Source organism: Acinetobacter sp. ANC_7513 (assembly GCF_056779915.1).
The window spans coordinates 1-26,011 of sequence record NZ_JBWYIW010000010.1; the positions used below are offsets into that span (position 1 = coordinate 1).

25 protein-coding genes are annotated in these 26,011 nt (G+C 36.9%); 23 read left to right on the forward strand and 2 right to left on the reverse strand.

What is annotated here, in order from left to right; translation table 11 throughout:
* Positions 1 to 218 precede the first annotated feature (218 nt).
* The 5 genes from AC1M9B_RS10995 (at position 219) to AC1M9B_RS11015 (ending at position 5,834) form a co-directional block, all read left to right on the forward strand.
* Positions 219 to 1,109, forward strand: coding sequence for a LysR family transcriptional regulator (locus AC1M9B_RS10995; RefSeq protein WP_035266330.1), 891 nt, complete (start codon positions 219 to 221; stop codon positions 1,107 to 1,109).
* A 168-nt stretch (positions 1,110 to 1,277) separates the two neighbouring features.
* Positions 1,278 to 2,624: a spinster family MFS transporter gene (locus tag AC1M9B_RS11000; protein WP_481609099.1), complete on the forward strand. Its 1,347-nt coding sequence runs from the start codon at positions 1,278 to 1,280 to the stop codon at positions 2,622 to 2,624.
* Between the two features lie 36 nt (positions 2,625 to 2,660).
* Positions 2,661 to 3,653 (forward strand): helix-turn-helix transcriptional regulator, encoded by a 993-nt coding sequence (locus tag AC1M9B_RS11005; RefSeq protein WP_481587688.1) that lies wholly within the window; start codon positions 2,661 to 2,663, stop codon positions 3,651 to 3,653.
* Positions 3,654 to 3,741: 88 nt separating this feature from the next.
* Positions 3,742 to 4,857 (forward strand): NAD/NADP octopine/nopaline dehydrogenase family protein, encoded by a 1,116-nt coding sequence (locus AC1M9B_RS11010; protein ID WP_481609100.1) that lies wholly within the window; start codon positions 3,742 to 3,744, stop codon positions 4,855 to 4,857.
* Positions 4,848 to 5,834, forward strand: coding sequence for a 3-hydroxybutyryl-CoA dehydrogenase (locus tag AC1M9B_RS11015; RefSeq protein ID WP_481609139.1), 987 nt, complete (start codon positions 4,848 to 4,850; stop codon positions 5,832 to 5,834). The genes AC1M9B_RS11010 and AC1M9B_RS11015 overlap by 10 nt, the downstream gene beginning before the upstream one ends.
* A 30-nt stretch (positions 5,835 to 5,864) precedes the next feature.
* On the opposite strand, the gene AC1M9B_RS11020 is transcribed toward AC1M9B_RS11015, so the two are convergent.
* Positions 5,865 to 6,332, reverse strand: a complete 468-nt coding sequence (locus AC1M9B_RS11020; protein WP_092767678.1) for a MarR family winged helix-turn-helix transcriptional regulator — start codon at positions 6,330 to 6,332, stop codon at positions 5,865 to 5,867.
* A gap of 138 nt (positions 6,333 to 6,470) precedes the next feature.
* Between AC1M9B_RS11020 and AC1M9B_RS11025 the strand changes: the two genes are divergently transcribed.
* The 17 genes from AC1M9B_RS11025 to AC1M9B_RS11105 all read left to right on the forward strand — a co-directional run bounded on the left by AC1M9B_RS11025 (position 6,471) and on the right by AC1M9B_RS11105 (position 23,345).
* Positions 6,471 to 7,604, forward strand: a complete 1,134-nt coding sequence (locus AC1M9B_RS11025; protein ID WP_481609101.1) for an amidase — start codon at positions 6,471 to 6,473, stop codon at positions 7,602 to 7,604.
* Entirely contained in the window at positions 7,601 to 8,758 is a 1,158-nt protein-coding gene (locus tag AC1M9B_RS11030; RefSeq protein WP_481597778.1) for an acyl-CoA dehydrogenase family protein, read from the forward strand. The genes AC1M9B_RS11025 and AC1M9B_RS11030 overlap by 4 nt, the downstream gene beginning before the upstream one ends.
* A 24-nt stretch (positions 8,759 to 8,782) precedes the next feature.
* Complete coding sequence (locus AC1M9B_RS11035) at positions 8,783 to 9,142, forward strand: hypothetical protein (protein ID WP_035266405.1); 360 nt, start codon at positions 8,783 to 8,785, stop codon at positions 9,140 to 9,142.
* Between the two features lie 10 nt (positions 9,143 to 9,152).
* Positions 9,153 to 9,680 (forward strand): nuclear transport factor 2 family protein, encoded by a 528-nt coding sequence (locus AC1M9B_RS11040; RefSeq protein ID WP_092767685.1) that lies wholly within the window; start codon positions 9,153 to 9,155, stop codon positions 9,678 to 9,680.
* 39 nt (positions 9,681 to 9,719) lie between these two features.
* A complete protein-coding gene (locus tag AC1M9B_RS11045; RefSeq protein ID WP_481609102.1) occupies positions 9,720 to 10,997 on the forward strand; it encodes an aromatic ring-hydroxylating oxygenase subunit alpha in 1,278 nt (425 codons plus the stop codon).
* Positions 10,998 to 11,007: 10 nt separating this feature from the next.
* Positions 11,008 to 11,493 (forward strand): aromatic-ring-hydroxylating dioxygenase subunit beta, encoded by a 486-nt coding sequence (locus AC1M9B_RS11050; protein ID WP_092767687.1) that lies wholly within the window; start codon positions 11,008 to 11,010, stop codon positions 11,491 to 11,493.
* Between the two features lie 9 nt (positions 11,494 to 11,502).
* Positions 11,503 to 12,240, forward strand: coding sequence for an SDR family NAD(P)-dependent oxidoreductase (locus AC1M9B_RS11055; protein WP_092767689.1), 738 nt, complete (start codon positions 11,503 to 11,505; stop codon positions 12,238 to 12,240).
* A 30-nt stretch (positions 12,241 to 12,270) separates the two neighbouring features.
* The gene (locus AC1M9B_RS11060) at positions 12,271 to 13,224 is read left to right on the forward strand and encodes a PDR/VanB family oxidoreductase (protein WP_481596401.1); all 954 of its coding nucleotides are present in this window, start codon (positions 12,271 to 12,273) and stop codon (positions 13,222 to 13,224) included.
* Positions 13,225 to 13,273: 49 nt separating this feature from the next.
* Positions 13,274 to 14,236 (forward strand): p-hydroxyphenylacetate 3-hydroxylase reductase component, encoded by a 963-nt coding sequence (locus AC1M9B_RS11065; RefSeq protein ID WP_481609103.1) that lies wholly within the window; start codon positions 13,274 to 13,276, stop codon positions 14,234 to 14,236.
* 226 nt (positions 14,237 to 14,462) lie between these two features.
* A complete protein-coding gene (locus tag AC1M9B_RS11070) occupies positions 14,463 to 15,698 on the forward strand; it encodes an OprD family outer membrane porin (RefSeq protein ID WP_481587681.1) in 1,236 nt (411 codons plus the stop codon).
* A gap of 35 nt (positions 15,699 to 15,733) precedes the next feature.
* Positions 15,734 to 16,876 carry an ABC transporter substrate-binding protein gene (locus tag AC1M9B_RS11075; RefSeq protein WP_180028233.1) on the forward strand — a complete coding sequence of 381 codons (1,143 nt, stop codon included), beginning with the start codon at positions 15,734 to 15,736 and terminating at the stop codon, positions 16,874 to 16,876.
* 85 nt (positions 16,877 to 16,961) lie between these two features.
* Positions 16,962 to 17,999 carry a branched-chain amino acid ABC transporter permease gene (locus AC1M9B_RS11080; protein ID WP_481609104.1) on the forward strand — a complete coding sequence of 346 codons (1,038 nt, stop codon included), beginning with the start codon at positions 16,962 to 16,964 and terminating at the stop codon, positions 17,997 to 17,999.
* Complete coding sequence (locus AC1M9B_RS11085) at positions 17,996 to 19,798, forward strand: branched-chain amino acid ABC transporter ATP-binding protein/permease (RefSeq protein ID WP_481609105.1); 1,803 nt, start codon at positions 17,996 to 17,998, stop codon at positions 19,796 to 19,798. The genes AC1M9B_RS11080 and AC1M9B_RS11085 overlap by 4 nt, the downstream gene beginning before the upstream one ends.
* The gene (locus AC1M9B_RS11090; RefSeq protein ID WP_481590751.1) at positions 19,795 to 20,568 is read left to right on the forward strand and encodes an ABC transporter ATP-binding protein; all 774 of its coding nucleotides are present in this window, start codon (positions 19,795 to 19,797) and stop codon (positions 20,566 to 20,568) included. Before AC1M9B_RS11085 ends, AC1M9B_RS11090 begins: the two co-directional genes overlap by 4 nt.
* Positions 20,569 to 20,606: 38 nt before the next feature.
* Entirely contained in the window at positions 20,607 to 21,608 is a 1,002-nt protein-coding gene (locus tag AC1M9B_RS11095) for a ketopantoate reductase family protein (protein ID WP_481587678.1), read from the forward strand.
* On the forward strand, positions 21,598 to 22,341 hold the full coding sequence (locus AC1M9B_RS11100; protein WP_228143120.1) for a class II aldolase/adducin family protein: 744 nt from the start codon (positions 21,598 to 21,600) through the stop codon (positions 22,339 to 22,341). Before AC1M9B_RS11095 ends, AC1M9B_RS11100 begins: the two co-directional genes overlap by 11 nt.
* A gap of 17 nt (positions 22,342 to 22,358) precedes the next feature.
* Positions 22,359 to 23,345, forward strand: a complete 987-nt coding sequence (locus tag AC1M9B_RS11105) for a TauD/TfdA family dioxygenase (RefSeq protein WP_481587677.1) — start codon at positions 22,359 to 22,361, stop codon at positions 23,343 to 23,345.
* Between the two features lie 604 nt (positions 23,346 to 23,949).
* Here the strand turns inward: AC1M9B_RS11105 and AC1M9B_RS11110 are convergent.
* Positions 23,950 to 25,311, reverse strand: coding sequence for a spinster family MFS transporter (locus tag AC1M9B_RS11110; RefSeq protein ID WP_481609106.1), 1,362 nt, complete (start codon positions 25,309 to 25,311; stop codon positions 23,950 to 23,952).
* Between the two features lie 173 nt (positions 25,312 to 25,484).
* Here AC1M9B_RS11110 and AC1M9B_RS11115 point away from each other — a divergent pair, with 173 nt between their 5' ends.
* The gene (locus tag AC1M9B_RS11115) at positions 25,485 to 25,934 is read left to right on the forward strand and encodes a MarR family winged helix-turn-helix transcriptional regulator (RefSeq protein WP_179999575.1); all 450 of its coding nucleotides are present in this window, start codon (positions 25,485 to 25,487) and stop codon (positions 25,932 to 25,934) included.
* Positions 25,935 to 26,011: the final 77 nt, after the last annotated feature.

Sequence of the window (26,011 nt, forward strand, 5' to 3'; positions counted from 1 at the left end):
ATTTTAATGAGGACTAAGGTTTGAGTTTGCATCGTTGCGACCGCCATCTTGTGTGGGCGGATCGTCGGGATTTCAACGAGCAAGGTTTCAATATTTTTGTACATGCAGCAATATATTCCATTAATATATGCTAAATACCTTATTTGAAATAAAGTATTGAAAATAGAGGTTAGGTAGTATATTAAAATACTAAAAAAGTATGGATTAAGGAAATTTCAATGGAATTAAGAACATTAAAGTATTTTGCTACGGTGGTCGAAGAAAAAAGTATTACAAAAGCTGCTGAAAAGTTATGTATCGCACAACCACCACTTACTCGACAAATCAAAAACTTAGAGTCAGAGTTAGGTGTCGTATTATTTGAAAGAGGCATGAGACCGATTAAAACAACTGAAGTTGGAGAATTTTTTTACCAATATGCTGTACAGATACTGACCTTAACAGCACATGCTAAATCGATGGTAAATCGATATAAAGTGACAGATACAACGGTACGAATTGGATATGTTGGTTCGCTTTTTTATTGGAAATTACCTGAGATCATTGATTATTTAAGAAAGCATATTGCAAATATAAAAGTTGAATTAGTGGAATGCGGAACCAGGGACCAGGTAGAAGCTTTGAAATTGGGAAAAATTGATATTGGGTTTGGTCGATTAGGAATTAGTGATCCTTCAATAAAAAGAATAGTGATCGAAAGAGAGCAACTTTTTTTAGCAGTGCACAAAGATCATACATTAGTGACCCAAAATGTTAAGGAAGTACATTTATCACAATTGGTCAACGAACATATTTATATATATCCAAATACTCCTAAACCAAACTTCTCAACTTTTGTTCAAGGAATATTCTCTGAACTTGACTTAATACCCCAAAATCTGATCGAGACGAGAGAAATCCATATGGCATTGGGGATGGTGTCATCTGGTGAGGGGGGGTGTATTATTCCAAAGAGTGCATGCTCTATAGGTATGAAAAATTTGAAATTTATACCAATTCTAGATAATGAGGCTGAAAGTCCAATTACAGTTGCCTATAGAAGTATCGATAATAATGAATACATCAAACAAATATTAGATTATCTAGACGAATTGAAGAGCATGAACTAATTTTTTTAGATTAGATTAATATAAAATACCTATTTATATGTAATATTTAATGGAAAAATAAATAGAATAATAGTGTTAAAAATGATATTTATTTTATAAATCAGCATAAATTGGCATGGATTTGTCATAGGGATAGCGCTGATCTATAAAATATTTAGGATGATTTCGATGGGAAAAATTTCCGAGTTAAAGAGCAATGATGCAAAAAAGAAGGATATTTATGCTTGGTATGTTGTAATACTTTGCATGGTTGCATATATATTTTCTTTTATCGATCGTCAAATTTTGGCTTTGATGATTGAACCGATAAAAGCAGATTTGAATTTAACAGACACGCAATTTAGTCTACTCCATGGACTAGCTTTTTCTTTATTTTATGCATTCATGGGTCTGCCGCTGGCTTATATCGCAGATCGATTCTCAAGACCAAAATTAATTGCTGCCGGGATTGTATTTTGGAGCATTGCAACAGCTTTATGTGGTTTAAGTAAGAACTTTATCCAGTTGTTTTTGAGCAGAATGGGAGTAGGAATTGGTGAAGCTGCTTTGTCACCTGCAGCCTATTCAATGTTTAGTGATATGTTTGCAAAAGATAAATTGGGTCGAGCTGTCGCTATTTATTCTATTGGTTCTTTTGTTGGTGGAGGAATCGCATTCTTAGTAGGTGGTTTTGTCATTGGATTACTCAAGGACATGTCTCTTATCGCTGTACCCTTATTGGGAATGTTAAAGGCATGGCAAGTAGCGTTTATTTTAGTGGGTTTACCAGGAGTCATTATTGGCATATTGGTACTTTTAACTGTTAAAGATCCTAAGCGTAAAGGGCAAATGGTCGATGCGCAGGGGAACGTAGTAAAAGTGAAGCTTAGTGATACTTTTAAATTCCTGAAAAAGCATAAAAAAACATTTACATGTCATTATTTGGGATTTACTTTTTATGCCATGGCATTGTTTTGCTTAATTAGCTGGACACCTGCATTTTACATACGACATTACAATATGACAGCTACTGAAGTGGGCTATATGTTGGGTGCCGTGTTACTGATTTCAAATACTTTAGGTGTATTTGCGGCTGGTTGGATGAATGATTATTTTATTCAAAAAGGCAGAAAAGATTCGCCTATGTTTGTGGGTGTGATTGGAATCGTAGGTCTGATTATTCCAATGATTTTGTTTTCACAAGTTAATGAATTATGGCTATCAGTTACATTGTTGGTTGTTGCAATGTTTTTCGCTTCTTTCCCAATGCCGATCTCAACAACAGCAATGCAAATGCTTTCGCCAAATCAATTACGTGCCCAAATCTCATCTATCTTTTTACTCATCAGTAATTTGATTGCTTTAGGTATTGGTACCACATTAGTGGCTTTAATTACGGATCGTATTTTTGAAAATCCTTTAATGGTCGGTTCATCGATATCTATCGTTGGTGCAATATCATGCGTATTGTGCTTTGTATTATTGAAAGTGGGTTGTAAATCCTTCGAAAATAGTTTGCAAGTTGAGTCTAAATAAATCATGTCTGAATAAAATAATGAGGGTACACCTATCATGTATTTATCGAATCTGAAACTTTTAAAGAAATTCAACTTATTGTCTTCAAAAGATTATTTTCAGATTAAAGATGTGATAGGACAATACTTGTGCCCTCATCAATTTGAAGTATTGAATGATGAATCTTTAGAAGTAAAATTAAGTGGGTTTTCATTTGGTCAAGTTGCACTATTTGAATTAAGTTACAATGCTCCAGTTCAAATTAGTTTTGGTGCTGAGTGTCAAAGTTATCTGTTTAGATTTAATTTGGAAGGGGAATGTAAAGTCAAATATGATCATTCAACTTATCAACAACGTCCTGGATTACTTACAGTTTCTCATCCTCATTTTGAAAATAGAATTGAACTCCAAGCCAAATGTAGAAATATCATATTAAAAATTGATCATGAGTTGATCAACACTGTTTTATATCGCTTGTTGGGGTATATCCCTCAAAAAAATCTTATTTTCGATAGTGGCATTTCCTATACATCTGAAGAAAGAATTTCAATTTTAGAAACACTGAACTACTTATGCTTTGCATATTCAAATATTGAAAACTGGTGGCAAATTTCTGATAGCTTTAGTTCATATTTGACTGAGTTATTACTGATCAAAATTCCACATAATTTCAGTGAACGAATCGCAGATAAAAAATATCAACTCATCCCAAGTTATATCAAAAATGCAGCTCATTTGATTGAGCAACATTATATGGAAGCAATCTCGATTGAGGAAGTTGCGAGGCTTGTAAAAGTCTCGGTAAGAACGCTTCAAAAGGGATTTAATACCTATTTGAACCAAACGCCTCTCAGTTTCATGACATCAATCAAATTGGACCGAGTTCATCAAGAACTTAAACACACTCAGGTTGATCAGCCTATAATTGATATCTTCAATGCTCATGGTGTAAGAAGCTTTGGACACTTTACTCGGCTTTATAAAAAACGTTATGGATGCACGCCTTCAGAAACCGTGAAACAAAACAAATTAATAGAAATAAATTCGTAATTCGAATAGCAGTACCGCTTTTTGACGCGAGCAAAAAGAAGAATCTTTCCTACTATCACAATACACAATAAATATGTAAGGGAAGAAAATGAAAATCACAGTTCTCGGCGGTGGACATGGATGTTATGCATCAGCAGTGGAAATGGCGGAAAAAAATCACGAAGTTAAATTATGGCGAAGAGATCGAGATTCACTAAAAGAATTAGCGAAATATGGTGAGCTTACTGTAAAAGACTTTCGTGGCACTAGAACAGTATCTGTTGGGGATGAACATCAAAAAATTCAACTTGAAACTGATTTATCCAAAGCTATTGAAAACGCTGAATTGATTATTATTCCTTTACCCGCAACAAGCCATGAAGATTTATCGATTGAAATAGCACCCTACTTAACATCTGGTCAAGTCGTATTTTTACCACCAGGTACTTTTGGAACATACCTATTTGCTCAAGCAATGCTTAAAGTTGGGAATAAGTCTGACGTGGCTTTTGCAGAAACGGGTACGTTGCCATATTTAGTAAGAAAACATAGTCCGAATTCTATCGTGATTAGTGTATATGCGACGAGATTGCCTACTGGGGTCTATCCAGCAAAATTAAAAGATCATGCTATTAGAGTATTAAAGCAAGCTTATGACAGCATCGAGTCTATAGAGGATGCTTTGAGTGGAGCTTTAATGAATGCAGGACCCATTATTCATCCTCCATTAATTATGCTCAATGCTGCACCTTTAGAACATTTTGATGTATGGGATATTCATAATGAAGGTACTCAACCTTCAGTGAGGAGAGTAACGAGCTTATTAGATCAAGAGCGAATGAATATTCGTGAAGCATTGGGATACTCGAAACAGCATTTCCCACTCGCAGATCACTACAATAAAGAGGGTGAAGGAGATGAGTGGATGTATGGTAGAGGGGCACATGGTAAGTTGACTGACAGTGGCGATTGGCGCGAGAAAATAGATTTACATTCCCATAGGTATATGCTCGAAGACACACGATTAGGCCTGTCATTTATTGTATCGGTTGGTAAGTATGTTGGAGTCAAAACGCCGATTGCTGAAGGGCTTCTGAATATCGCATCATCAATTACTGGTAGGGATTTGTATAGTGAGGGTCGCACTCTTGAAAATTTAGGGTTATTTGATTTAACACAGCAACAATTAAAACACCTGTTGAACTCCGGAGAGCAATCTGCATGATTAAAAATATTATTATTGTAGGTGCAGGCAGAATGGGTAATGCGATTGCGATCGCATTCGCATATGCAGGAATTGAGATTGCACTTGTAGATGTAAAAGATCGAAACCCAGCAGAAAAAAATGAATTTCTGCAAAAATGGAATGACAGCCTCGAACAAGAGTTGCATCTCTTAGAACATATCGGGATGTTAGTGAATGATCAATGTAAAGTATTAAAAGAAAGAATTCATTTCTATTTCAAAGATAATCAAACTATTGATTGGAAAAATTGTGAATTAATTATTGAAGGTGTACCTGAAATAATGACTCATAAACAACATTGTTTTCGGTGGTTAGAACCCTTAATTTCTAAAAACTGTATTGTAGCATCAACGACTTCGACCTTTTTGGTCACTGATATAGCAAAATTAATTTCTCATCCAGAACGTATTGTTAATGCGCATTGGCTTAATCCTGGGTATTTAATGCCTTTAGTTGAGCTAAGCCGATCGGAGCATACTGCTGATATAGCAGTAGAAAAACTAAAAACATTACTTGAGGCAATTGGTAAAGTCCCAGTGATTTGTAATGCAGTTGCTGGATACATTGTTCCAAGAATTCAAGCATTAGCAATGAATGAAGCAGCGAGAATGGTTGAAGAACACGTAGCAAGTGCTGAGGATATTGATAAAGCGATTCGTACAGGTTTTGGTTTGCGTTTTTCAGTGTTAGGAATGTTAGAGTTTATCGATTGGGGAGGAGGAGATATTCTGTATCATGCTTCAGAGTATTTGAGAGAAGAACTTGGTGAGCGTTACAAAGCCCCTGATATTATCAAAAAAAATATGCGCGAAAATAGAAATGGCATTAGAGAACTATCAGGTTTTTACAAATATGAAAGTATGGATATTTATCAATATAAACTAAATGTCATATCAAAATTCGCTGAAAATTTGCGATTTAATCAGCTTATTCCACAATATGAAATTATGAAATAAGCGTTAGTAGGTAAAAAGATTTTAGTCTTTTTACCTATTTGGCATTAAATTGAATATTTTCTTTAATTGTAAATTTAGTGACTCAAGTTCTTGCTCATCAAAAGAATTTAATATACCAGCTAAAGTAACACGATTGATCTGATTAATTTCATCCACAAGACCATATCCTTTTTCAGTGAGCTTCACCATAGAAATCCTTTCATCATGAGGGGATGAGAAAACTTCAACTATCCCTTCTTCGACTAATCTATAGATTGCTTTAGTTGCAGTTGTTAATTTGATTGTTGCTAAATTAGCTATTTCAGTGATATTCGCTTCACCGAGAGCATTTGTACTCAAAATGATTTTTCTTTTTGTATTATCGAGACCGATTTTTTTTAAAGATTTATCAATCAATTGGGAATACTTACCATTAACTTGAGATATCCAAAAAAATGGGAAATTTTCCAAACTTTTGGGATCGTTATTTGGCAAATAATTTTCAAAATTTTTTAACATGAGCAGCAATTAAACTTAAAAAAATATAATTGATTATACAAGAAAAAAGACAAAGATTATTTTATTTCAAAATAACTTGACAAATACATTAATTTTTCAGATATTGATGTTGAGTATAAAAATACATGGAAAAGTGAATTGAATATTATATCTAGAAGTCTCTCTTTAGGAGATGGAAAAATTAGAGTCGTGGTTAAAGACTCAATTGATATACAAAATGAAGTGACGACACTTGGAACTCAGGCACGCAGTGGAGCATGCCCTGCATTTTCACATGCTGAAATTATAAAAAATATACTCAGCAGTGATTGCAAAATTATTGGAAAAACTCATCTTCATGAACTCGCATTCGGTATAACTGGAATAAACAAAAACTTCGGAACACCTTTAAATGTTAAATATCCGCAACTTATTCCTGGAGGTTCTTCCAGTGGTTCGGCTGCAGCTATTGCGGCAGATATAGCGGACTTCAGTATTGGTACGGATACAGGTGGCTCAATTCGTATGCCAGCCGCTTGCTGTGGAGTGTATGGATTAAAACCTTCATTTGGTCGTGTAAGTCGTGATGGTGTTTGGCCAAAAGATACCACTTTAGACTGCGTCGGACCATTCGCATCAGATATCAAAAATCTGATTCTTGCTATGCAGATCATTGATCCTACATTTAAAGAAATCCAAATCGATCTACAGCAGATTCAATTAGGAATATTACGTGTCGAAGCGGAATCTGAAATTTGGCGTGTCTTAGATGCTGAGTTAACAAAAATTGATTTACCTCAAAAAAATCTATTCATAGACAATATTGATGAAGCATATCAAGCAGGTATGTCGATCATTAATTACGAAACTTGGGGTGCATATCATGATCTTACTCAAGCTGGTCTTCTAGCCAATGATGTTCAGCAGCGTTTATTAAAAGCATCTGAAACCACTCAAAAAGATGTAGAAAATGCTGAATTAATAAGAACTCAATTCACAGAGCAGATCAATGATTTACTCAACAATGTTGATGTTTTGATACTGCCGACACTACCTCAATTTCCACCTAAATTAGACGAAGCTGAAAATACTGTTGCTTTCCTCAATTTAACTAAGCTCGTGCGACCATTCAATCTATCGGGCCATCCAGCGCTTACGATTCCATATGAAACATCAAATGGCTTACCTGTCGGTATGCAATTAATTGCTAAGCATGGTGAAGATGAAAAATTGTGTGCTATTGCACAACACATTGACGATATTACGAAGCATTCACAAGGAGGTGGCAAATGAGCAATTTAGCCAAAGATCAAACAGAGAGCTTGATTGATCTTGAAGAATTATGTCAAGAGATTAGACAGCGAGCGTGTTCAGGTGAATTTGACGAACAAGCATACGTGAGTCAAGACATTATTCAAAAACTGAAATCAATTGGGGTATATCGTGCTTTAGTTCCTAAACGTTTCGGTGGTGATGAGGTTTCACCGCGTACGTTTTGTGAACTTATTGAAAGGCTCTCTAAAGCAGATGGATCAGTAGGTTGGGTTGCAAGTTTTGGTATGAGCCCAGCTTATCTTGGGAGTTTACCTGAAGAGACACTTTCCGAACTTTATAAAAATGGTCCAGATATCGTTTTTGCTGGTGGAATTTTTCCACCGCAAGCTGCTCAAGTGACCGATGAGGGTTTAGTTGTAAAAGGCCGTTGGAAATTCTCAAGTGGTTGTAAAGGTGCAGATATCGTTGGTGTAGGCATTGCCCCGATCAAAGATAATGAATCTCATGGCTTACCACGTATGGCTGTTTTACCAGCGCATAAAGCACAAATTGAAATGACGTGGGATACAGTAGGTTTAAAAGGCACAGGTAGTCACGATCTCATTGTCGATAATGTACTTGTACCTGAGCATTGGACTTTTGTTCGGGGTGAGCCATCTAAACTCAGCGAACCATTTTTCAAATATCCATCCCTCTCTTTGGCGACTCAAGTCCTCACCGTAGTCGGAATTGGCGTAGCCTCGGCGTCATTGGAAGAATTTAGAAAATTAGCTCCAGGTAAGTCGTCGATTACTGGAGGTGCAGAAATTGCTAATCGACCTATCACTCAGTACGAATTTGCGAAAGCTGAAGCTGAGTTCCTAGCTGCAAGAACATGGTTCTACAACACCATGGATATTGTATGGGAAGAAGTACTCAACGGGCGAAAACCTGAGCCACATTTAATTAGTGATATGCGTCTATCTTGTACACATGCGGCAAGAGTCTGTGCAAAGGTCACCCGCAAAATGCAAATGTTAGCTGGGATGACTGCCATTTATACCAACCATCCATTTAGTCGCTTTGTGAATGACACGAATGTCGTGACACAGCATGCATTTATGGGTGATGCAACTTTACAAAATGCTGGTGCGATGAGCTTTGGGCTTAATCCGACACCTGGATATTTATAAATGACCGAAAAGAAGGAAATCGAAATGGAAGCTAAAAAATCATTACGCGTATTGTTCTGTATGGGGATTAACCAAAACTTCTTTGATGCAGAGCCAGCAGAAGCAAAAGCAGTATGGGCAGCATTTGGTGAAATGTGGAATGGTATCCATGATTTACCTGGCGTGCATGTATACGGCAACTTAGATGATGATCAAAGCATGGTAGGTGCAAGTACGGGGTGGCCTTGGACAACCTATTTATTGGCTGATGTACCTGATATTGAGACAGTTCATGCTGCATGTAATTTATTTCGTACGACTGTGGTCGGAGAAGGTCCATATAAACTTTGGAAGTATTGCAAAGTTGAAGCAAGAGTTGGTCGTGAATTAATTATTCAACGATAAGGATATCGATATGGTCGACTCTAATGAACTCAAAAGCATTCTTCAACGTCTTCAACAGTTGGAAGCGCAGAATCAAATTCGTAATTGCCTAAATCGCTATATGGAAATTTGTGATGAACTTAATCAAAACACAAATTTAGAAGCGCTGATGGATTTATTTGATCGTGAGTGTATTTGGGAGGGGGTAGGGAAAAAATACGCCCAGTCATTTGGTCGGCTTGAGTCTTGGCAGGCAGTATATGACATGTTTAAAACATACACGCTGAAGGACTCGCATTTTGTTATGAATGCACATTTTGTGAATTCTGAACAAATTTATATTGAGGGTGATGTGGCTGTTGGTCACTGGTTGATGTTGCAAACATCAACTTTCAAAACGGGTGCAAGCCACTTGAATGCAGCCAAACTGACAATCCGTTTTAAGCAACAAAATAATGGCATTTGGAAAATCAAACACTTCCAAACAGAAAATATTTTCAGTCGACCAGTAACGCATTGGACCAGTGATGATGAGTTACCAGTACCGCAATCAAATTAAGTCGGTTGAGTTGCATAAACAGTTATAAGGGAATACATGATGAATAGTGCAATACCAGTTCAAAATATTGAAATTGATTACAATGAATTAGTTCAAAGTGACCGAGTGCATACCTCTTTATATAAAGATGCACAAATCTTTGAAGATGAAATGGAAAAAATTTTCTACAGCACTTGGGTTTGGGTTGCTCATGCAAGTGAAATTCCAGATGCTGGTAGTTATAAAACGATTAATATTGGTAAACAACCTGTAGTTGCTGTACGAGATCGTAAGAAAAAAGTCCACGTTTTACTCAACCGCTGTCGCCATCGTGCTGCTACAGTTTGTGAGCATAAAAAAGGCAAAACAAATAGCTTTGTATGTCCATATCATGGTTGGAGTTACGCTTTGGATGGTACATTGCGTGGCGTTCCTTCACCTGAAAGTTATGGCGAATGTTTAGATAAATCTGAATTTCCACTGATCAGCTTACGTGTAGAAGAATATAACGGCATGATCTTTGCGACCTTCAAAGACGATATTGAGCCATTAGAAGACTTTTTAGGTGCTGCGAAAAAGTGGATTGATCTATTCATGAAGCAAGGCGCAGGTTATCCAGTCAAAGTATTAGGTGAACATCGTTTTACATTCCCAGGTAACTGGAAGATTCAGTTGGAAAATACAACTGACGCGTATCATTTCCCATTGGTTCATAAATCATTCTTAAGTTCTGTAGACGAAAAAACAGAAGAGCTTTTCAACTTTGAAAATCAACCAGGCTATGTTGAAGATCTAGGAAATGGTCACAGCGTGATGGTGATGATTCCAGAACTGGTAGATCTTGATGAAGAGTTGATGGAGCGACCAATCCAAGAGCGTTTTGAAGAACTTGCCCAAGCGCTGCGTGAAGAAGGTCATGAGGAACTTGAAGTTCGTCGAATTTGCCGTGCTGTCGGTGGTTCGGGCTTTAACTTAAATATTTTCCCTAACATTGCATGTTCTATGGCGTTCTTCCGTGTAATGCAACCATTAGCGGTAGATAAAACTGAAATTCACCACTCAGTGATTACGATGAATGGTGGACCACAAATTGCCAACCAATATCGCCTACGTCTACATGAACATTTCCAAGGTCCTTTCGGTTTTGGTACGCCAGATGATGCGGAAGCTTGGGAGCGTGTACAGCATGGTGCAAATGCGGGCAATGATCTTTGGATCATGTTGAACCGTGGTTTACCAGGAGAAGTCAAAACTGAAGATGGTCTGAAGAGTGACGTGAGTGCTGAAACAGGCATGCGTGGCGCTTACCAACAATGGAAAAAGTTGATGACGGCTTAAGGGGAAGAGCATGAAAATTAATTTAAATCTTTTGAACGAAGTAACAGCATTCATTTGGGCTGAAGCTGACATGTTAGATCATTCAGAGTATCAAGCATGGTTAAATTTATGGAATGAAAATGGCAAATACATCATTCCAATTGATCCATCATTGACAGATTACGAAAACCATTTGAACTATGCATATGACAATCACCACATGCGTCAATTACGTGTAGAGCGTTTAGAAAATGGTGAAGCAATCTCGACAGCTCCCAAGGCCAATACTGTTCGTAGCCTGTCACGTGTGCGAATTATTGAAGAAACTGATCACAAGATAATTTTACGCTGTGCACAAAATTTAAGAGAGTTCCGCAAAGAAAATTTGCGTCATTACACTGCTGATGTGATTTATGAGCTAATACGTCAAGAGAATGGCGAACTCAAAATAGACCGTAAAATTATCAATCTAGTCAATTCGACAGATACCTTAGCTGGTATCAGTTACATTCTATAGGAGGTGACCATGTCACAAGTTGTTTTGGTTACTGGTGCTGCCTCTGGTTTAGGTAATGTGATTGCTGAATATTTTGCTGAACAAGGGCATCAAGTTATTTTAACTGCAAGTACCTTAGAAAAAGCGGAAAGTGCTAAAGCTGCGAGTCAGTATCCATCGCAAATGTATCCCTTAAAACTGGATATATCAGTAGAGCAGGACTTTAGAGAAGCAGTGAGTTGGATTGAAACTCATTTCAACAAGTTGGATGTTTTAATCAATAACGCCACAGTAACTAAAGCAACTCCTGTCCTTGAAATCACTGCGAGTGATTTTGATTGGGTGACACAAGTCAACCAACGAGGAACCTTTCAGTCATGCCAAATTATTGGTCAATATATGGCATCTAAAGGCTTTGGTCGAATTATAAACATGGCTTCATTGGCTGGTCAGAATGGTGGTACTGCAACGGGAGCGCATTATGCAGCTTCAAAAGGGGCAATCGTAACTTTGACTAAAATTTTTGCAAAAGAATTTGCCGCTAAAGGTGTGACGGTAAATGCCGTAGCACCAGGACCAATGGAGTCTCCAATAGTACACAGCGTTGTTTCAGATGAAAAAATGGAAGCATTTATCAATAACATTCCTGTCAAGGCTTTAGGCAGTATGAGTTTTATCGCTGAAACTTGTGCTTTGTTAGCATCCCCACAAGCAGCTTTTGTGACAGGAGCAACATGGGATATTAACGGAGGACTATTTATGCGCTAAGCATTGGCTTAGTCATAAAGGGGGAAAACTATGAACGAAAAATACTCCGTAATAGTAAATAAAAGATCAGTAGAAGCGGAAAATGTTGTTGTCTTAGATTTAATTTCAGCAACTGAGTCTCCATTACCTGAAATCGAAGCTGGATCACATATCGATCTATTCCTGCCTAATGGGTTAATCCGTCAGTATTCTCTATGTCAAGATCCTAGTTTAAAAGGTGTTTTTCGACTAGGGATCTTAAAAGACGAAGCATCAAGAGGGGGGTCACTGTCGGCGTTTAATGACATCTTTGAAGGGATGCAACTACAAGTCAGCCATCCTAAAAATTTGTTCCCATTGTTAGATGCATCTCACAGCATTTTAGTTGGTGGTGGTATTGGGATTACACCGTTAATTACCATGGCTTATGATTTATTAAATAACGATAAGTCATTTGAATTGCATTATTGTGCAGCCTCTAAACAAACCGCTGCATTTGTAGATGAAATCAAGCAAGGTCCCTTAGCGAGTTATACAACTTTCCATTTTAAAGATGATGGTGCAAATCATCGTGAATTTTTTGATCACGCAATGAAAGATATTGCCAAAGATTCACATTTATATACCTGTGGTCCTAATGGATTTATGGATTGGATTATTAATCTTGCTGAGTCTAAGGGTTTTAGTTCCGATCAATTACATAAAGAATATTTTCAGGTAGATATTGATTTAGGTGGCGCTAGTTTTGAAGTTGTTGCACAACAAAGTGGTAAAACGATTCAAGTAGCTCCAGAGGAAACTATTCTGCAAGCTTTAGCGCGAGAAGGGATTAAAGTCGAGTTATCGTGCGAACAGGGCGTATGTGGAACGTGTATGTGTGATGTGCTTGAAGGCGAACCCGATCATCGAGACGTCTACTTTACTGACGAAGAAAAAGAAAGTAATGAGCAGATTTTAGTGTGTTGTTCTCGATCAAAAACACCGAGATTAGTTTTAGATATTTAATAGTTGAATTGCCATCATGGAAGGTCATTTTGGGATTTAGGAGAAGGGAATGAATAGTTATCAAAAATCGGAAGAACAAGCTATTGATCCGATGAAATTCCGCAGAGCACTCGGTAATTTTGCAACTGGGGTTACTATTATTACAGCGCAAAATGCGCAAGGTGAAAAAGTGGGTGTAACTGCCAATAGTTTTAACTCAGTTTCATTAGACCCACCTTTAATCTTGTGGAGTATTGATAAAAAATCGACCAGTTTTGAAGTTTTTAAAAACTCTAGTCATTTTGCAGTCAATATTTTATCTGGATCACAAATCGAGGTATCGAATAAATTTGCTAAACGCAATATTGATAAATTCGAAGGAGCAAACTACCGTTTGGGTTTAGGTAATGCTCCAGTTCTGGAAAATTGCTCTGCTGTTTTTGAATGTGAATTATTTCAAATTGTAGAAGGCGGGGATCACTGGATTATTATTGGAAAGGTCGTTAATTTTCAAGATGAAGGTCGTAGTCCATTAGTATATCACCAGGGTGCGTACTCAGCAGTAACACCACACCCAATGTTAAGAATTAAAGATTCAAATCCAGACCAAACTGATGATTTGGGTCAACTATATCAAGGTAACTTATATAATAATGTTGCCTATCTCATGAGTCGAGCATTCAAGTTTTATCAAAATGATTACATCCCAAAGCAATTAGTCACAGGTTTTAGAACGAGTGAAGCTCGAATGCTTTTAGTGCTAGGCAGTGGTGCAAGTTCATGCAAAGATGATTTACCACGTGATATAGCAATGCCTATGCGAGAAATAGAAAGAGCAGCGGAAATCCTTAAGAAGGATGAGCTACTAGTCGAAACAGAAGAATTCTACCAATTAACGGATAAAGGTAAAAAAACCGCACATTATTTATTTGATATAGCTGATGAGCATCAAAATGAAGTATTTGCAAAATACAGTGACCAAGAAAAGAATACCTTTATCACCATTCTAAAAGATATTGCGGGTATTCATTAAATCAAATTGGGCTAAATGTTAGATCATTTGGCCTTTTTTTCAATCTATGAAGATTTAAAAGGGATTTAATTATTAATTAAGGTATATAAATATACTTAAAAGAAAATTGAATTTTCTATGGAATTGGAAAAGAATTGGGTTGAATATATGAAATTTCATATAGCTGAATAGAAAAAATTAAACAGGGTTGAGTGAGAAAATCAGTAAAAAACTAAGGGGAAGTTGAGTGAAAAAGTTACCTACATTTGCAATACTAGCAATTTGCTGTAATACAGCAGTTTATGCGGACCTGGTAAAAGATAGTCAAACGACAATAAATTTAAGAAATTTCTTTATTGATCGAAATAACACAACACAGCCTGATGTTGGTAGTTGGTCACAAGCATTAGGTCTAAAGTTTAGTTCAGGTTATACCAATACACCCATTCAGGTGGGTTTTGACGTGACTTCAAGTTACGCACTAAGATTATCAAATCATAATGCTGAAAGGTCTGATTCGATCTTACCATTTGATCCCATAAAAAATGAGCAAGAACGTAGTTATAATAAATTTGGTGCAACCTTAAAGCTGAAATATAAAGATTCTGAGCTATTAGTTGGGGAACTTTCGCCAAAAACACCTGTTGCATTTATTGATGATTCACGTCAGTTGGTGACAACATATGCTGGTGCGGCATTTGAAACCAAAGCCATTCAAGATTTAAAACTGTCTGCTGGACGAATCACGCATATTAATGCGCGTAATGATGATGAGTTTGAAAAACTAAGCTTGTTTGCACCAGGTAAAGCAAGAATAGAAAGTAATGGTTTAAGTTATGTTGGTTTAGACTATAATTTTAGCCCTAAAATTTCAGGCTCTTACTGGTTTGGTCAGCTGGAAGATATTTATAACCAACATTATTTAAATGCAGCATATAACACTCAAATTGGCGACTCTAAAATCAAATTAGATGCACGTTATTTCCATAACAGTGAAGCTGGTGACAAATACTATGGAAACATAGATAGCAAAACATTTGGCGTTCAGGCCAACATTCAAAATGGCTCACATAGTTTTGCTGCAGGTGTTCAAAAAAATTCCGGGGATACCAATTTTCCAACATTTGATGGATTCGCTCCTCAACCTTTCCTACATACTTGGTCAACTTTAGGTTTCATCAAACCTGAAGAACTTACTTATCATGCACTTTATTCTTATGACTTTAAAAATGTTGGTTTGCCGGGTTTAAGAACGACTTTGCGTTATTTATATGGTACGAACATAGAGCGTAATGGCCTACCAGATAATAAAGAAACTGAAGCTAATTTCATTGTCGGCTACACCGTTCCAGAAGGGTCTTTTAAAGGGTTGGGTATAGAATGGAGGTATATCGACACGACTACTAAATATGGTGCAGGAACAACCAATGGTAATGATTTTGTTGAAAATCGAATCATTACTACATATAGCTATAAATTCTAATTACATAAACAGTTAATGGACAAACTGGAGATTATATGATGTTTAAAAAATTATTATTATCAACAAGCTTAATCGCAATTGCCACTTATGCTCAAGCTGATATCACGATTGGAGTTGTGACATCATCATCCGGACCTGTAGCAATGGTAGGTATACCACAAAAAAATACAGTTGCTTTATTACCTAAAAAGATTGGTAATGAGAACGTTCGATATATTTCTCTTGATGATGCGAGTGATCCTACAGCATCTGTCAAAGCTGTCGAGAAACTAATTAAAGAAAACAAAGTTGATGCAATCATTGGTCCTTCTGGTTCACCAAATGCTTCTGCTGTGATTGGGACGATTGCTAAAGCGAAAGTACCTCTTCTTGCACCGGTTGGAACTTCTACGATAGTCATGCCAATGACGGATCAAAAAAAATGGGTGTTTAAGACCACTCAGAATGATGAAATCATCGCAGAAGCGCTTGTGCAAGATATGGTGAAGCGAAAAATTACAACTCTAGGATTTATCGGTACTGCTGATCCGTACGGAGAAAACTGGGGAAAAGTCTTAGCGAATTTAGCAAAGAAAAATGGGATTAAAATCGTTGCTCAAGAATCATTTCAACGTCAAGACACCTCTCTAACTGGTCAAGCGTTAAAACTCATAAGTAAAAAACCACAGGCAATTCTAGTTGCAGCACCAGGCAGTTCAGCAGTGCCCCCACAAACTGCTTTATATGATCGAGGCTATCGAGGGCAAATTTATCAAACGCATGGTGCGGCTTTAGATCAATATTTAAAAATGGGTGGCAAGAAAGTAGAAAATACGATTTTAGCTGCCAGTTTAATGCTTGTTTTAAATGAAGTATCTAATACACATCCTTCTAAGAAAATTGCTACTAAATATATCAATGATTATAAAGCAAAATATAAACAAACACCTGCAACCTTCGGGGCAAATGTGTATGACGCAGGTATTTTGCTTGAAAAAGCTGTACCGACTGCTTTGAAAAAAGCAAAGCCTGGCACCGTGCAATTCCGTGAAGCTCTACGTGATGCATTGGAATCTACAAAAGAAGTCGCAGGAACTCAAGGCGTGTATAACATGAGCCCATCTGATCATAGTGGATTTGACAAGCGTGGGCGTGAAATGATCATTGTTAAAAATGGTCAGTGGAAACTACTGAAGTAAATTTAGCTTTTCATAAATGAACTCAGAGCGATATGCATATATCGCTCTAGGTAAATTCATCCTCAAAAAAGGGTAGGAAGATGTTATGGATTTAAATATCGCGTTAATTTTGGGGCAGGATGGTATTACCAGTGGTGCTATTTATGCATTATTAGCGCTTTGTATCATTTTAGTTTTTACTGTCACTCGGATATTACTTATTCCATTGGGTGAATTTGCTGTGTTTGGTGCATTGACTTTGGCATCCATTCAAGCAGGTATTCCAAGCTTAATAGTTTGGCTGGTCGTTGCGTTTTTTATTGTCAATACAAGTCTGGATTTATACGCTAAATTTTTTAAAAATCAAATATTTAATATCAAAATTTTTATTGCATCACTAATTTATATTTCTTTGATCGTTATCGCGATGTACACACTACCTTTAGCGACGCTTCCAATGCCAATTCAAGTTTTATTGACTTTGGCTGTGATTACACCGCTTGGTCCTCAAATGTATCGCACTTTTTTTCAACCTTTAGTGGCAGCCAAACCTTTAGTCTTATTGATAGTGTCGATAGCGGTTCATGTGGCATTAGTCGGTTTAGGACTCGTGATATTCGGTCCAAATGGTGCTCAAACACAACCGTTTAGTGACAAAAGCTTTGAGATTGGAACTCTTGTTTTAAGTAGTCAAACTTTGATCATTATCGCTTCATTCTTTGTGATGATTTTAGTGCTTTGGTATTTCTTTGAAAAAACACTCTATGGTAAGGCATTGCATGCAACCGCTGTCAATCGAGTCGGTGCACAGCTCATGGGTATTTCTCCAATCTTTGCGGGCAAACTGACTTTTGTTTTAGCTACATTTATCGGAACGTTATCAGGCATTTTAATTGCACCGATCACAACCCTGTATTACGACTCAGGATTTATTTTAAGTCTGAAGGGATTTGTAGGGGCAATCATTGGAGGACTAATCAGCTTCCCAGTCGCAGCAATTGGTGCCGTGATTGTTGGTGTTATTGAGTCTTTCTCAATGTTTTGGGCAAGTGATTACAAAGAAATCATCGTCTTTACATTAATTATTCCTTTCTTACTTTGGAAATCACTCACAACTCGTCATGTTGAGGAGGATGAAGAATGAAATCAAAAACTTATTTCTTTATATTTGCGCTAATTGTATTCATCAGCCCATTTTTTTTACCGACCTATCAAGTCACTTTATTGAACTATATTGGTCTAAATGCATTAGTCGTGTTGGGTCTTGTATTGGTGACAGGCGTTGGAGGCATGACTACATTTGGTCAAGCAGCCTTAGTGGGAATTGGCGCATACGCAACTGCTTACTTAACTGTGACTGAACAATTACCAAGTTTCCTCGCATGGACAGGTGGAAATCCTTGGTTTGGACTTCTGCTCGGAATAGTTATCACAGTCGCATCTGCGATTTTGGTGGGTGGCTTAACACTTAAACTTTCAGGGCATTATCTGCCTTTAGGTACGATCGCTTGGGGCATTTCACTTTATTATTTCTTTTCCACCATTGAAACTTTAGGTGGGCATTCTGGAATTTCGAATATTCCCTCTATTTCTATCGCAGGATTTGCCTTTGATAATGGCAACAAAATGTTCTACCTCATTTGGCTCATTGTATTCATTGCCATTATTTTGACAAAAAATCTTTTAAATTCTCGAGAGGGTCGAGCAATCCGTGCTTTGAAAGGCGGACAAGTAATGGCTGAGTCTATGGGAGTAAATACGTTTAGAGCAAAAATGATCATCTTTGTGATTGCTGCAATTTTTGCATCAATTTCAGGGTGGCTTTATGCACACACGCAAACTTTTATTAACCCGACACCTTTTGGACTCCAAATGGGTATCGACTACTTGTTTATGGCGTTGTTAGGCGGTGTCGGTAGTATTTGGGGTGCAATATTAGGTGCAGGCATATTCACCATGGTACGCCAATGGTTGCAAGATGCTTTGCCTATTATTTTTGGCGGACAAGGTCATTATGAAACAATCGTATTTGGATTAATCATTGTTGTATTGATGCAAAAAGCACCATCAGGGATTTGGTCATTTATTACTAAGTTGATCCCAAATAAATATAAGCCAGTAGATTTATATCCTTCAATCCACCCCATTCCTCAAATGGACAAAGTAGAAAATCAAATCAACAAGGGTGAATTGATATTAGATGCGAAGAACATCACGAAAAAATTTGGTGGCTTAGTTGCGAACAATGAAATGAATCTGAAAATTCACGCTGGAGAGGTTCTCGCTTTAATTGGTCCGAATGGTGCTGGTAAAAGTACCATGTTCAATCAAATATCAGGTGTAGATGTTCCAACAAGTGGTGAAGTTTTATTTAAAGGTAAAAAAATAAATGGCATACCATCCAGAGAAATTGCCAAATTAGGATTAAGTCGCACATTCCAACACGTAAAAATATTGCCTGAAATGACTGTATTAGAAAATACAGCCATAGGTGCACATTTGCGCGGAGAAAAAAGTGTCATCTCATCCATGTTACTTCTTGATCGAGTTGAAGAAAATGAACTTCTCAATGAGGCTAAATATCAACTAGAACGTGTAGGGCTTGGAGAATATTTGTATGTCGAAGCTGGCAGTTTAGCACTCGGGCAGCAACGTATTTTAGAAATTGCACGTGCTTTATGTGCGAACCCAAGCTTATTACTACTTGATGAGCCCGCAGCAGGATTAAGATTTAAAGAGAAACAAGCCTTAGCTGAACTTCTAGCGAAATTACGTGCTGAAGGTATGGCGATTCTCTTGGTCGAGCATGATATGGACTTTGTCATGAATCTCGCAGACCGAATTGTGGTCATGGAGTTCGGTCAAAAAATTGCTGAAGGATTACCAGAAGAAATTCAAAAAAATGAAGCTGTATTGGAAGCTTATTTAGGAGGTGCTGCATGATCACAATGCTTGGAAATCAAGAGGGCACGCCTCTGCTAGAAGTAAATAATTTGAGTGTTGCTTACGGAAAAGTCGAAGCGCTTTCAAATTTTAATATGCGTGTTAATCAAGGCCAAATTGTTTCTGTTGTTGGTCCAAATGGTGCGGGTAAAACAACTTTATTGTCTGCAATTATGGGGGTGCTGGGTTCTAAAGGACACGTCGATTTCGATGGACATGTGGAGCAATGTCCACAGGTTGAGCAAATGGTCATTCGTGGGCTTGGATTAGTGCCTGAAAAACGAGAGTTATTTGGAACAATGTCTATTGAAGACAATCTTATGCTTGGCGCTTTTCAACGCTATCGCCAAAGAGACAAAGAGATTTTGAGCACTTTAGATGAAGTGTATGACATTTTTCCTCGTTTGAAAGAAAGACGATCACAGCAAGCAGGAACACTTTCTGGTGGTGAACGACAAATGCTTGCAGTAGGTCGTGCACTCATGGCTAAACCTAAATTGTTGATGCTTGACGAGCCGAGTTTGGGATTAGCGCCACTCATCACCCGAGAAATTTTTAAGGTGATTGACCAATTAAGAGGACATGGCGTGTCTATCTTGTTAGTTGAGCAGAATGCTAGAGCTGCTTTAAAACTTGCAGATTATGCTTATGTCTTAGAAATGGGAGAGCTTTCAATGGAAGGAAAGGGCTCTGATTTAGTTGAAGATCCAAGAATCATCGAAAGTTACTTAGGAATTAATAGTAAGCATCAAGACGTATTAGCTATTTAGAACATAACTACTTATACGCTTTTCAGGGTTTTGAATGGATGTCAAAAAAAATTTTGGTATATGGTGCTGGAGCCATAGGCTGTGTAGTTGCTGCTAGATTAACGCTAGCAGGACACCAAGTCACTGTTTTAGCGCGAGGGGAAAAAGTCGAAACGCTAAAGCAAAAAGGGATTCATTTAAAAGATGTACTGGGTGAATTTCAAGTACATCCATCTCGAATTGTGGATACTGAAGAATGCATTGAAAAACAGGATTTTATATTTATAGCAACCAAGTTTAACGCTTTATACGAAATCTCAACTCAGCTGAAGCGTTATATGCATAACGCGACAGTCATCGTGCCGTTAATGAATGGCATACCCTTTTGGTATTTTTACGGTTTAGAGAATAACTCTGAACATTCAAGCATAAATTGTTTAGATCAACAGGGCGTTTTAAATGACCATTTTCCATTAGAACATTTAATTGGCGCTGTCGTATTTATTACAGCGCAAAGTGTCAATGGAAATGAGGTCAAATCAGACAATCCATATTTGTTGATCTTTGGTGAGCCGAGTCATCAAATGACTGAACGATTACATGCGCTTGTTGAATTGTTTGAAAATACAAGTATCGAAGCACGACCCGTAGAGAACATCCGAGATCAAATTTGGACCAAGGTTATGGCTAACTTGAGCTCCAATCCATTATCGGTTGTGGCTGATGCTCCGCTAAGTAAAATTTATTCTGATCACAATTTAACTCGAATTACGCAACAAATTTTATATGAAGTTCGAGCTGTTGCGGCTTGCTATGGCGCTCGTATCAATATCGACCCAAACACATTTTTAAAATTGGGTTCAGAGATGGGGGAAACATATACATCAATGTGGCATGACTACAAAAATCATCGCCCTTTAGAGTTAGCACCCATTGCAGAAGCTGTATTTGAATTGGCAGATGCTTATGAATGTCCGATGCCGACATCCAAACTTATATATGAATTAACGGTCTATTTAAGCGAACAAGCCAGAACAAGGAATAATGAAGATGAAAAATAATGTATTGAATGTGTCTGAAGCTGAATGGGCGCTCAGAGTTAAATTAGCGAATTGTTATCACCTTATTGATTATTTTGGTTGGACGGAAACAATTTTTAATCATGTCTCAGCGCGCTTACCAGGAGCTGAACACTATTATTTAGTAAATCCTTTCGGCTTGAACTATACGGAAATCACACCCGAAAATTTATTAAAAGTTGATTTAAACGGTAATAAAGTAATTCATTCTGAATATGATGCCAATCCTGCAGGATTTGCTTTACATAGTGCTGTTCATGGTGCTCGTGATGATATTCGATGTTTAATACATACACATACCACACCAATCAGTGCCATTGCACAAAAGAAAGATGGCTTTAAAAATGACAATTTTTATGGTGCGCAGTTATATGGTCGGGTAGGCTATCATGCCTTTGAAGGCATTACCCTATTCGAAGAAGAAAAACAAAGAATGATCAAAAGTTTAGGTGATCATCACATTCTGGTACTTAGAAATCATGGTGTAGCTGTGGGAGAGAGTACGATTGAAAAAGCTTTTTTCCTACTCTGGACAGTTCAACGAGCGGCAGAAATACAATGCCAAGCGGATTCAATGCGTGGTGACGATGTTGAATTAGATCATATCGTAAAACAGAAGTGTGCAGACTTAACTCAAATGTTAATTCAAGAAAGTGCTTTCGCAGATAAGTTTTTTAATGCGATGGTTCGAAAAATGCAGGAAAACAAACACTAGTTCAGGGATAAATTGCGATGAATACGATATTAAAAGAGAAAATCAGTCATAAGTCGGCATGGGTGGGCAAAGACCTAAAAAATCAGACAGATTGGATTTATTATTTAAGCGCAGAAATGCTTCATGAATTAAGCCAAAATTTGCAATTGATAGAACAACAAGATCTAGAAATTGATCAATTGAATAACACGCATTTAACGATTAATAATTCACAAGTTTTATCTGAATTTAAAAAATATGCCGATGAGCTTGAGAATGGATATGGTTTCTTTCTATTAAAAGGTTTGGATGTCTCTAAATTTAGTGAACGCCAATTGGCGATTATTTACTATTTAATAGGCATGTATATGGGTCAACCCGTTACCCAAAATCCTAAAGGCGATTTATTGGGTAAAGTAGAAAACGTTGGTGATCTTAACAACAAATCAACGCGAGTTTATGAAACAAACGCATATCTCCCTTACCACACTGACTTATCTGACGTAGTTGGATTGCTATCAATTAGAAAAGCAATGAGTGGAGGATTGAGTAGTCTCGTCAGTGCTGCCACAGTCTACAATAGAATTTTAGAAAATTATCCTGAATATCTAGGTTATTATTATCATCCGACTTATTGTGATCATCTTGGTGACTCAGAACCAACACTCACGCCTATATTTAGCTTTTATGACAATAAATTAAGTTGCCGATACTTAAGAGCATATATTGAACTAGGACATGAGCGAAAAGGAATACCTTTATCCAGAGTTCAAGTCGATGCGCTTGATATTTTCGATCAGTACATACAAGATCCTGATCTCAGACTAGATATGATGCTTGAACCGGGTGATATGCAGTTCTGTAATAACTATTGTGTAATGCATTCACGATCGTCATTTATAGATGATGAAGACATCTCAAAGCGAAGAAAATTATTAAGATTATGGTTAAAAATGCCTAATGCCCGATCTTTAGCCAAGGATTTCCCAGGTAGAAATGGTATTCAAAAAGTAAATCTTTCTTAAAAAATGCTCAATATTTGACTACAACCTGACTCGGACTTTTAAGTCCGAGTCTTTTTTTTGCGATTACTCAAAAGTTGTAACACTGAATCTGATTTAGAGATGAGTAAAAATAATAATTACGCACTCATCTGATTGATCACCTAAATAATATTCTTTTTTTGTTAACGCGCTATATGGTTCGGCATTATATCGTCTAACAATATTCACACTTTGAATGAGTTAAGTTAAATCAGCTTCTGGAAGTGAGTTTTCCTCATTCAGCAGTCCTGAACGCATTTTAGTAAATTTGAGAGTGATTTCTATTCAAGTAGGGAGAATAATCTGCTCTTCAAACGAAAAATGTTGAAAGCCTAGACCTGACAGGGAATACTTCGTTTATCTTTATTTAATCGGGCATCGGACATGGGTATTCATCATAATGCGGCTTTGGCTTGCAACAAGTAGACTTTGATTATTTTTTTCTACCTTTGATTAGTTTAATCATTATTGATTCTCAGTTGAGAAAAAAGAACTCGAACAGATGTTCGAGTTCTTTTTCTAAAATAAACTAAATATGAGCTTAGATTTTAGAAAATGCTTTATGTAATTTTGCACAAATCACTTCTTATCTGACCATTTCATCTTTTTCTACATCTAGACTTTTCACAAAATGTTTACATCCTGTTTTAAGTAAAATAATAGTCAATAACGCTGAGAATCCACCTACGATTGAAATTGAATAACCCACCATGTTGGTATCCCCGAATACTTTATCGGTAATTAATGCGACTAAAGTTGTTCCAATACCTAAACCAATTAAGCTACTGATTAACAAGAAAATTGCAGAAATTTGAGCTCGTAATTGATTTGGAGCTAAAATTTGCATAGCTGCTGTTGAGGTTGGCATTGGGAAAGATGCAAAGAACATAGCCACTGTAAAAATAGCAACAGATAACCACAGTGAGTCTACTAATGTATAGCTAATAATCGGTAAGATAATTCCTAAACCACCTAAATAACCAGCATACATTGCAGCATCACGTCGACCTTTACTTGTCAGATAGTCAGTTAACCAGCCTGCAAAGAAAACGCCAGATGTGTTTGCGATAAGTAGAATCGTTCCTAACATATAACCTGTTTCAACAGGACTTAGACCAAAGTTACGCATATAAAATGCAGGTGACCAGCTCATGACACAAAACAATGCCATTGCATAGAATGTGAAGCCCATGTAGTGACAAGTAAATGTCTTACTATGCTTTTTTAAGAATTTAAACGAATCCGTAAATTTAACTTTTACGACATTACCTGAGGCATCGAGTTTTTGTCCTGTTCGTTGCGGATTTCTTACTGTTAAAATAAATAAAAGACCAATAAAAACGCCTGGCAATCCAACAAGAATAAAGGCAACTTGCCAAGCCTTTATCATGCCGAGTAGAGGAACATCAATAAACGTTGCATCTTTTAATAAGCTGATCACATAGCCACCAACGAGAAAAGCCATCCCTCCACCGATAAAAGAACCAATGGAGTAAATACCAACGGCTTTACCTAATTTGTCTTTACTGAACATATCACTAAACATGGAATATGCTGCGGGTGATAATGCTGCTTCACCAATGCCAATCCCCATTCTTGACAGAAAAAGTTGAATGAAGTTTTTACTTAGACCACAAGCCGCTGTTGCTAAGCTCCAAAAAATAATGCCAATTGCAATAATTTTTGGTCGGGAAAATCGGTCTGCTAAATAAGCGATTGGCAATCCCATAAATGCGTAAAATAGGGAAAAAGCTAAACCGTGCAATAGACTAAACTGAGTATCAGTTAAATTTAAATCTGCTTTGATGGGTTCAATCATCAAGACTAAAATTTGTCGATCAATATAAGAAAATATATAAGCCAACATACATAGTGTGACTACGTACCAAGCGTATCTCGTATTTTTTTTGACCGAAGCGGGTTCTTCAGCATTTAGAGTATTCTGCATTTTTGTGTCCTATATCCTTAAGGGTTTGATTTTTATTCCATTATTTTTGTAGCTGAACTGTGACTGGGTATTCAAATTTAAGCAGCATTAGTCATATATAATGCAAAGTTAAACTCAAATACTTTTTATCAGTATACTGATAATATTTATGATTTTATAAAAGGGCAATAGGTATGTTTAAAAAAAATACGAATTCACCTGAAATATTTGATAATGAATCGGGTTACCTTGGATTTTTATTAAGAAAGACATCCCATGTATATCGTTTAAAAATGGAGCGTGTACTTGCTGAATATTCAATCACTCCACCACAGTTCACAATTTTGAAAATTATTTTGACTTACCCAGGTTTCACAAATGCGGAAATAGCACGTTTTGCTTCATTAACACCACAAACAGTAAATTTGATGATCTCAAAATTAGAAAAACAAAATATTCTCTACAAAACTTCTCATTCTACGAATAAGAAAATTCAATTAATTGAGATATCAGATTTAGGGAAAAAACTTATGGAAGATTGTGGTGATGCTATTGATCGTTTAGAAGATTCTTTAGTCGATGGTTTTAGTGAAAGTGAAATAAGAATCGTCAGGAAATGGATGAAAAAAATTAATGAAGAATAATTTTCTAAATTTTTTGGTTTTTGAACTTGCATAATTATCAGCACACTGATAATTTTTAAGTACATTAAAAAAACTGA

Coding starts and splice junctions, on each gene's coding strand:
- AC1M9B_RS10995 (WP_035266330.1), top strand. CDS start 219: ATGGAATTAAGAACATTAAAGTATTTTGCTACGGTGGTCGAAGAAAAA.
- AC1M9B_RS11000 (WP_481609099.1), top strand. CDS start 1,278: ATGGGAAAAATTTCCGAGTTAAAGAGCAATGATGCAAAAAAGAAGGAT.
- AC1M9B_RS11005 (WP_481587688.1), top strand. CDS start 2,661: ATGTATTTATCGAATCTGAAACTTTTAAAGAAATTCAACTTATTGTCT.
- AC1M9B_RS11010 (WP_481609100.1), top strand. CDS start 3,742: ATGAAAATCACAGTTCTCGGCGGTGGACATGGATGTTATGCATCAGCA.
- AC1M9B_RS11020 (WP_092767678.1), bottom strand. CDS start 6,332: ATGTTAAAAAATTTTGAAAATTATTTGCCAAATAACGATCCCAAAAGT.
- AC1M9B_RS11030 (WP_481597778.1), top strand. CDS start 7,601: ATGAGCAATTTAGCCAAAGATCAAACAGAGAGCTTGATTGATCTTGAA.
- AC1M9B_RS11035 (WP_035266405.1), top strand. CDS start 8,783: ATGGAAGCTAAAAAATCATTACGCGTATTGTTCTGTATGGGGATTAAC.
- AC1M9B_RS11040 (WP_092767685.1), top strand. CDS start 9,153: ATGGTCGACTCTAATGAACTCAAAAGCATTCTTCAACGTCTTCAACAG.
- AC1M9B_RS11045 (WP_481609102.1), top strand. CDS start 9,720: ATGAATAGTGCAATACCAGTTCAAAATATTGAAATTGATTACAATGAA.
- AC1M9B_RS11050 (WP_092767687.1), top strand. CDS start 11,008: ATGAAAATTAATTTAAATCTTTTGAACGAAGTAACAGCATTCATTTGG.
- AC1M9B_RS11055 (WP_092767689.1), top strand. CDS start 11,503: ATGTCACAAGTTGTTTTGGTTACTGGTGCTGCCTCTGGTTTAGGTAAT.
- AC1M9B_RS11060 (WP_481596401.1), top strand. CDS start 12,271: ATGAACGAAAAATACTCCGTAATAGTAAATAAAAGATCAGTAGAAGCG.
- AC1M9B_RS11065 (WP_481609103.1), top strand. CDS start 13,274: ATGAATAGTTATCAAAAATCGGAAGAACAAGCTATTGATCCGATGAAA.
- AC1M9B_RS11075 (WP_180028233.1), top strand. CDS start 15,734: ATGATGTTTAAAAAATTATTATTATCAACAAGCTTAATCGCAATTGCC.
- AC1M9B_RS11080 (WP_481609104.1), top strand. CDS start 16,962: ATGGATTTAAATATCGCGTTAATTTTGGGGCAGGATGGTATTACCAGT.
- AC1M9B_RS11085 (WP_481609105.1), top strand. CDS start 17,996: ATGAAATCAAAAACTTATTTCTTTATATTTGCGCTAATTGTATTCATC.
- AC1M9B_RS11090 (WP_481590751.1), top strand. CDS start 19,795: ATGATCACAATGCTTGGAAATCAAGAGGGCACGCCTCTGCTAGAAGTA.
- AC1M9B_RS11095 (WP_481587678.1), top strand. CDS start 20,607: ATGTCAAAAAAAATTTTGGTATATGGTGCTGGAGCCATAGGCTGTGTA.
- AC1M9B_RS11100 (WP_228143120.1), top strand. CDS start 21,598: ATGAAAAATAATGTATTGAATGTGTCTGAAGCTGAATGGGCGCTCAGA.
- AC1M9B_RS11105 (WP_481587677.1), top strand. CDS start 22,359: ATGAATACGATATTAAAAGAGAAAATCAGTCATAAGTCGGCATGGGTG.
- AC1M9B_RS11110 (WP_481609106.1), bottom strand. CDS start 25,311: ATGCAGAATACTCTAAATGCTGAAGAACCCGCTTCGGTCAAAAAAAAT.
- AC1M9B_RS11115 (WP_179999575.1), top strand. CDS start 25,485: ATGTTTAAAAAAAATACGAATTCACCTGAAATATTTGATAATGAATCG.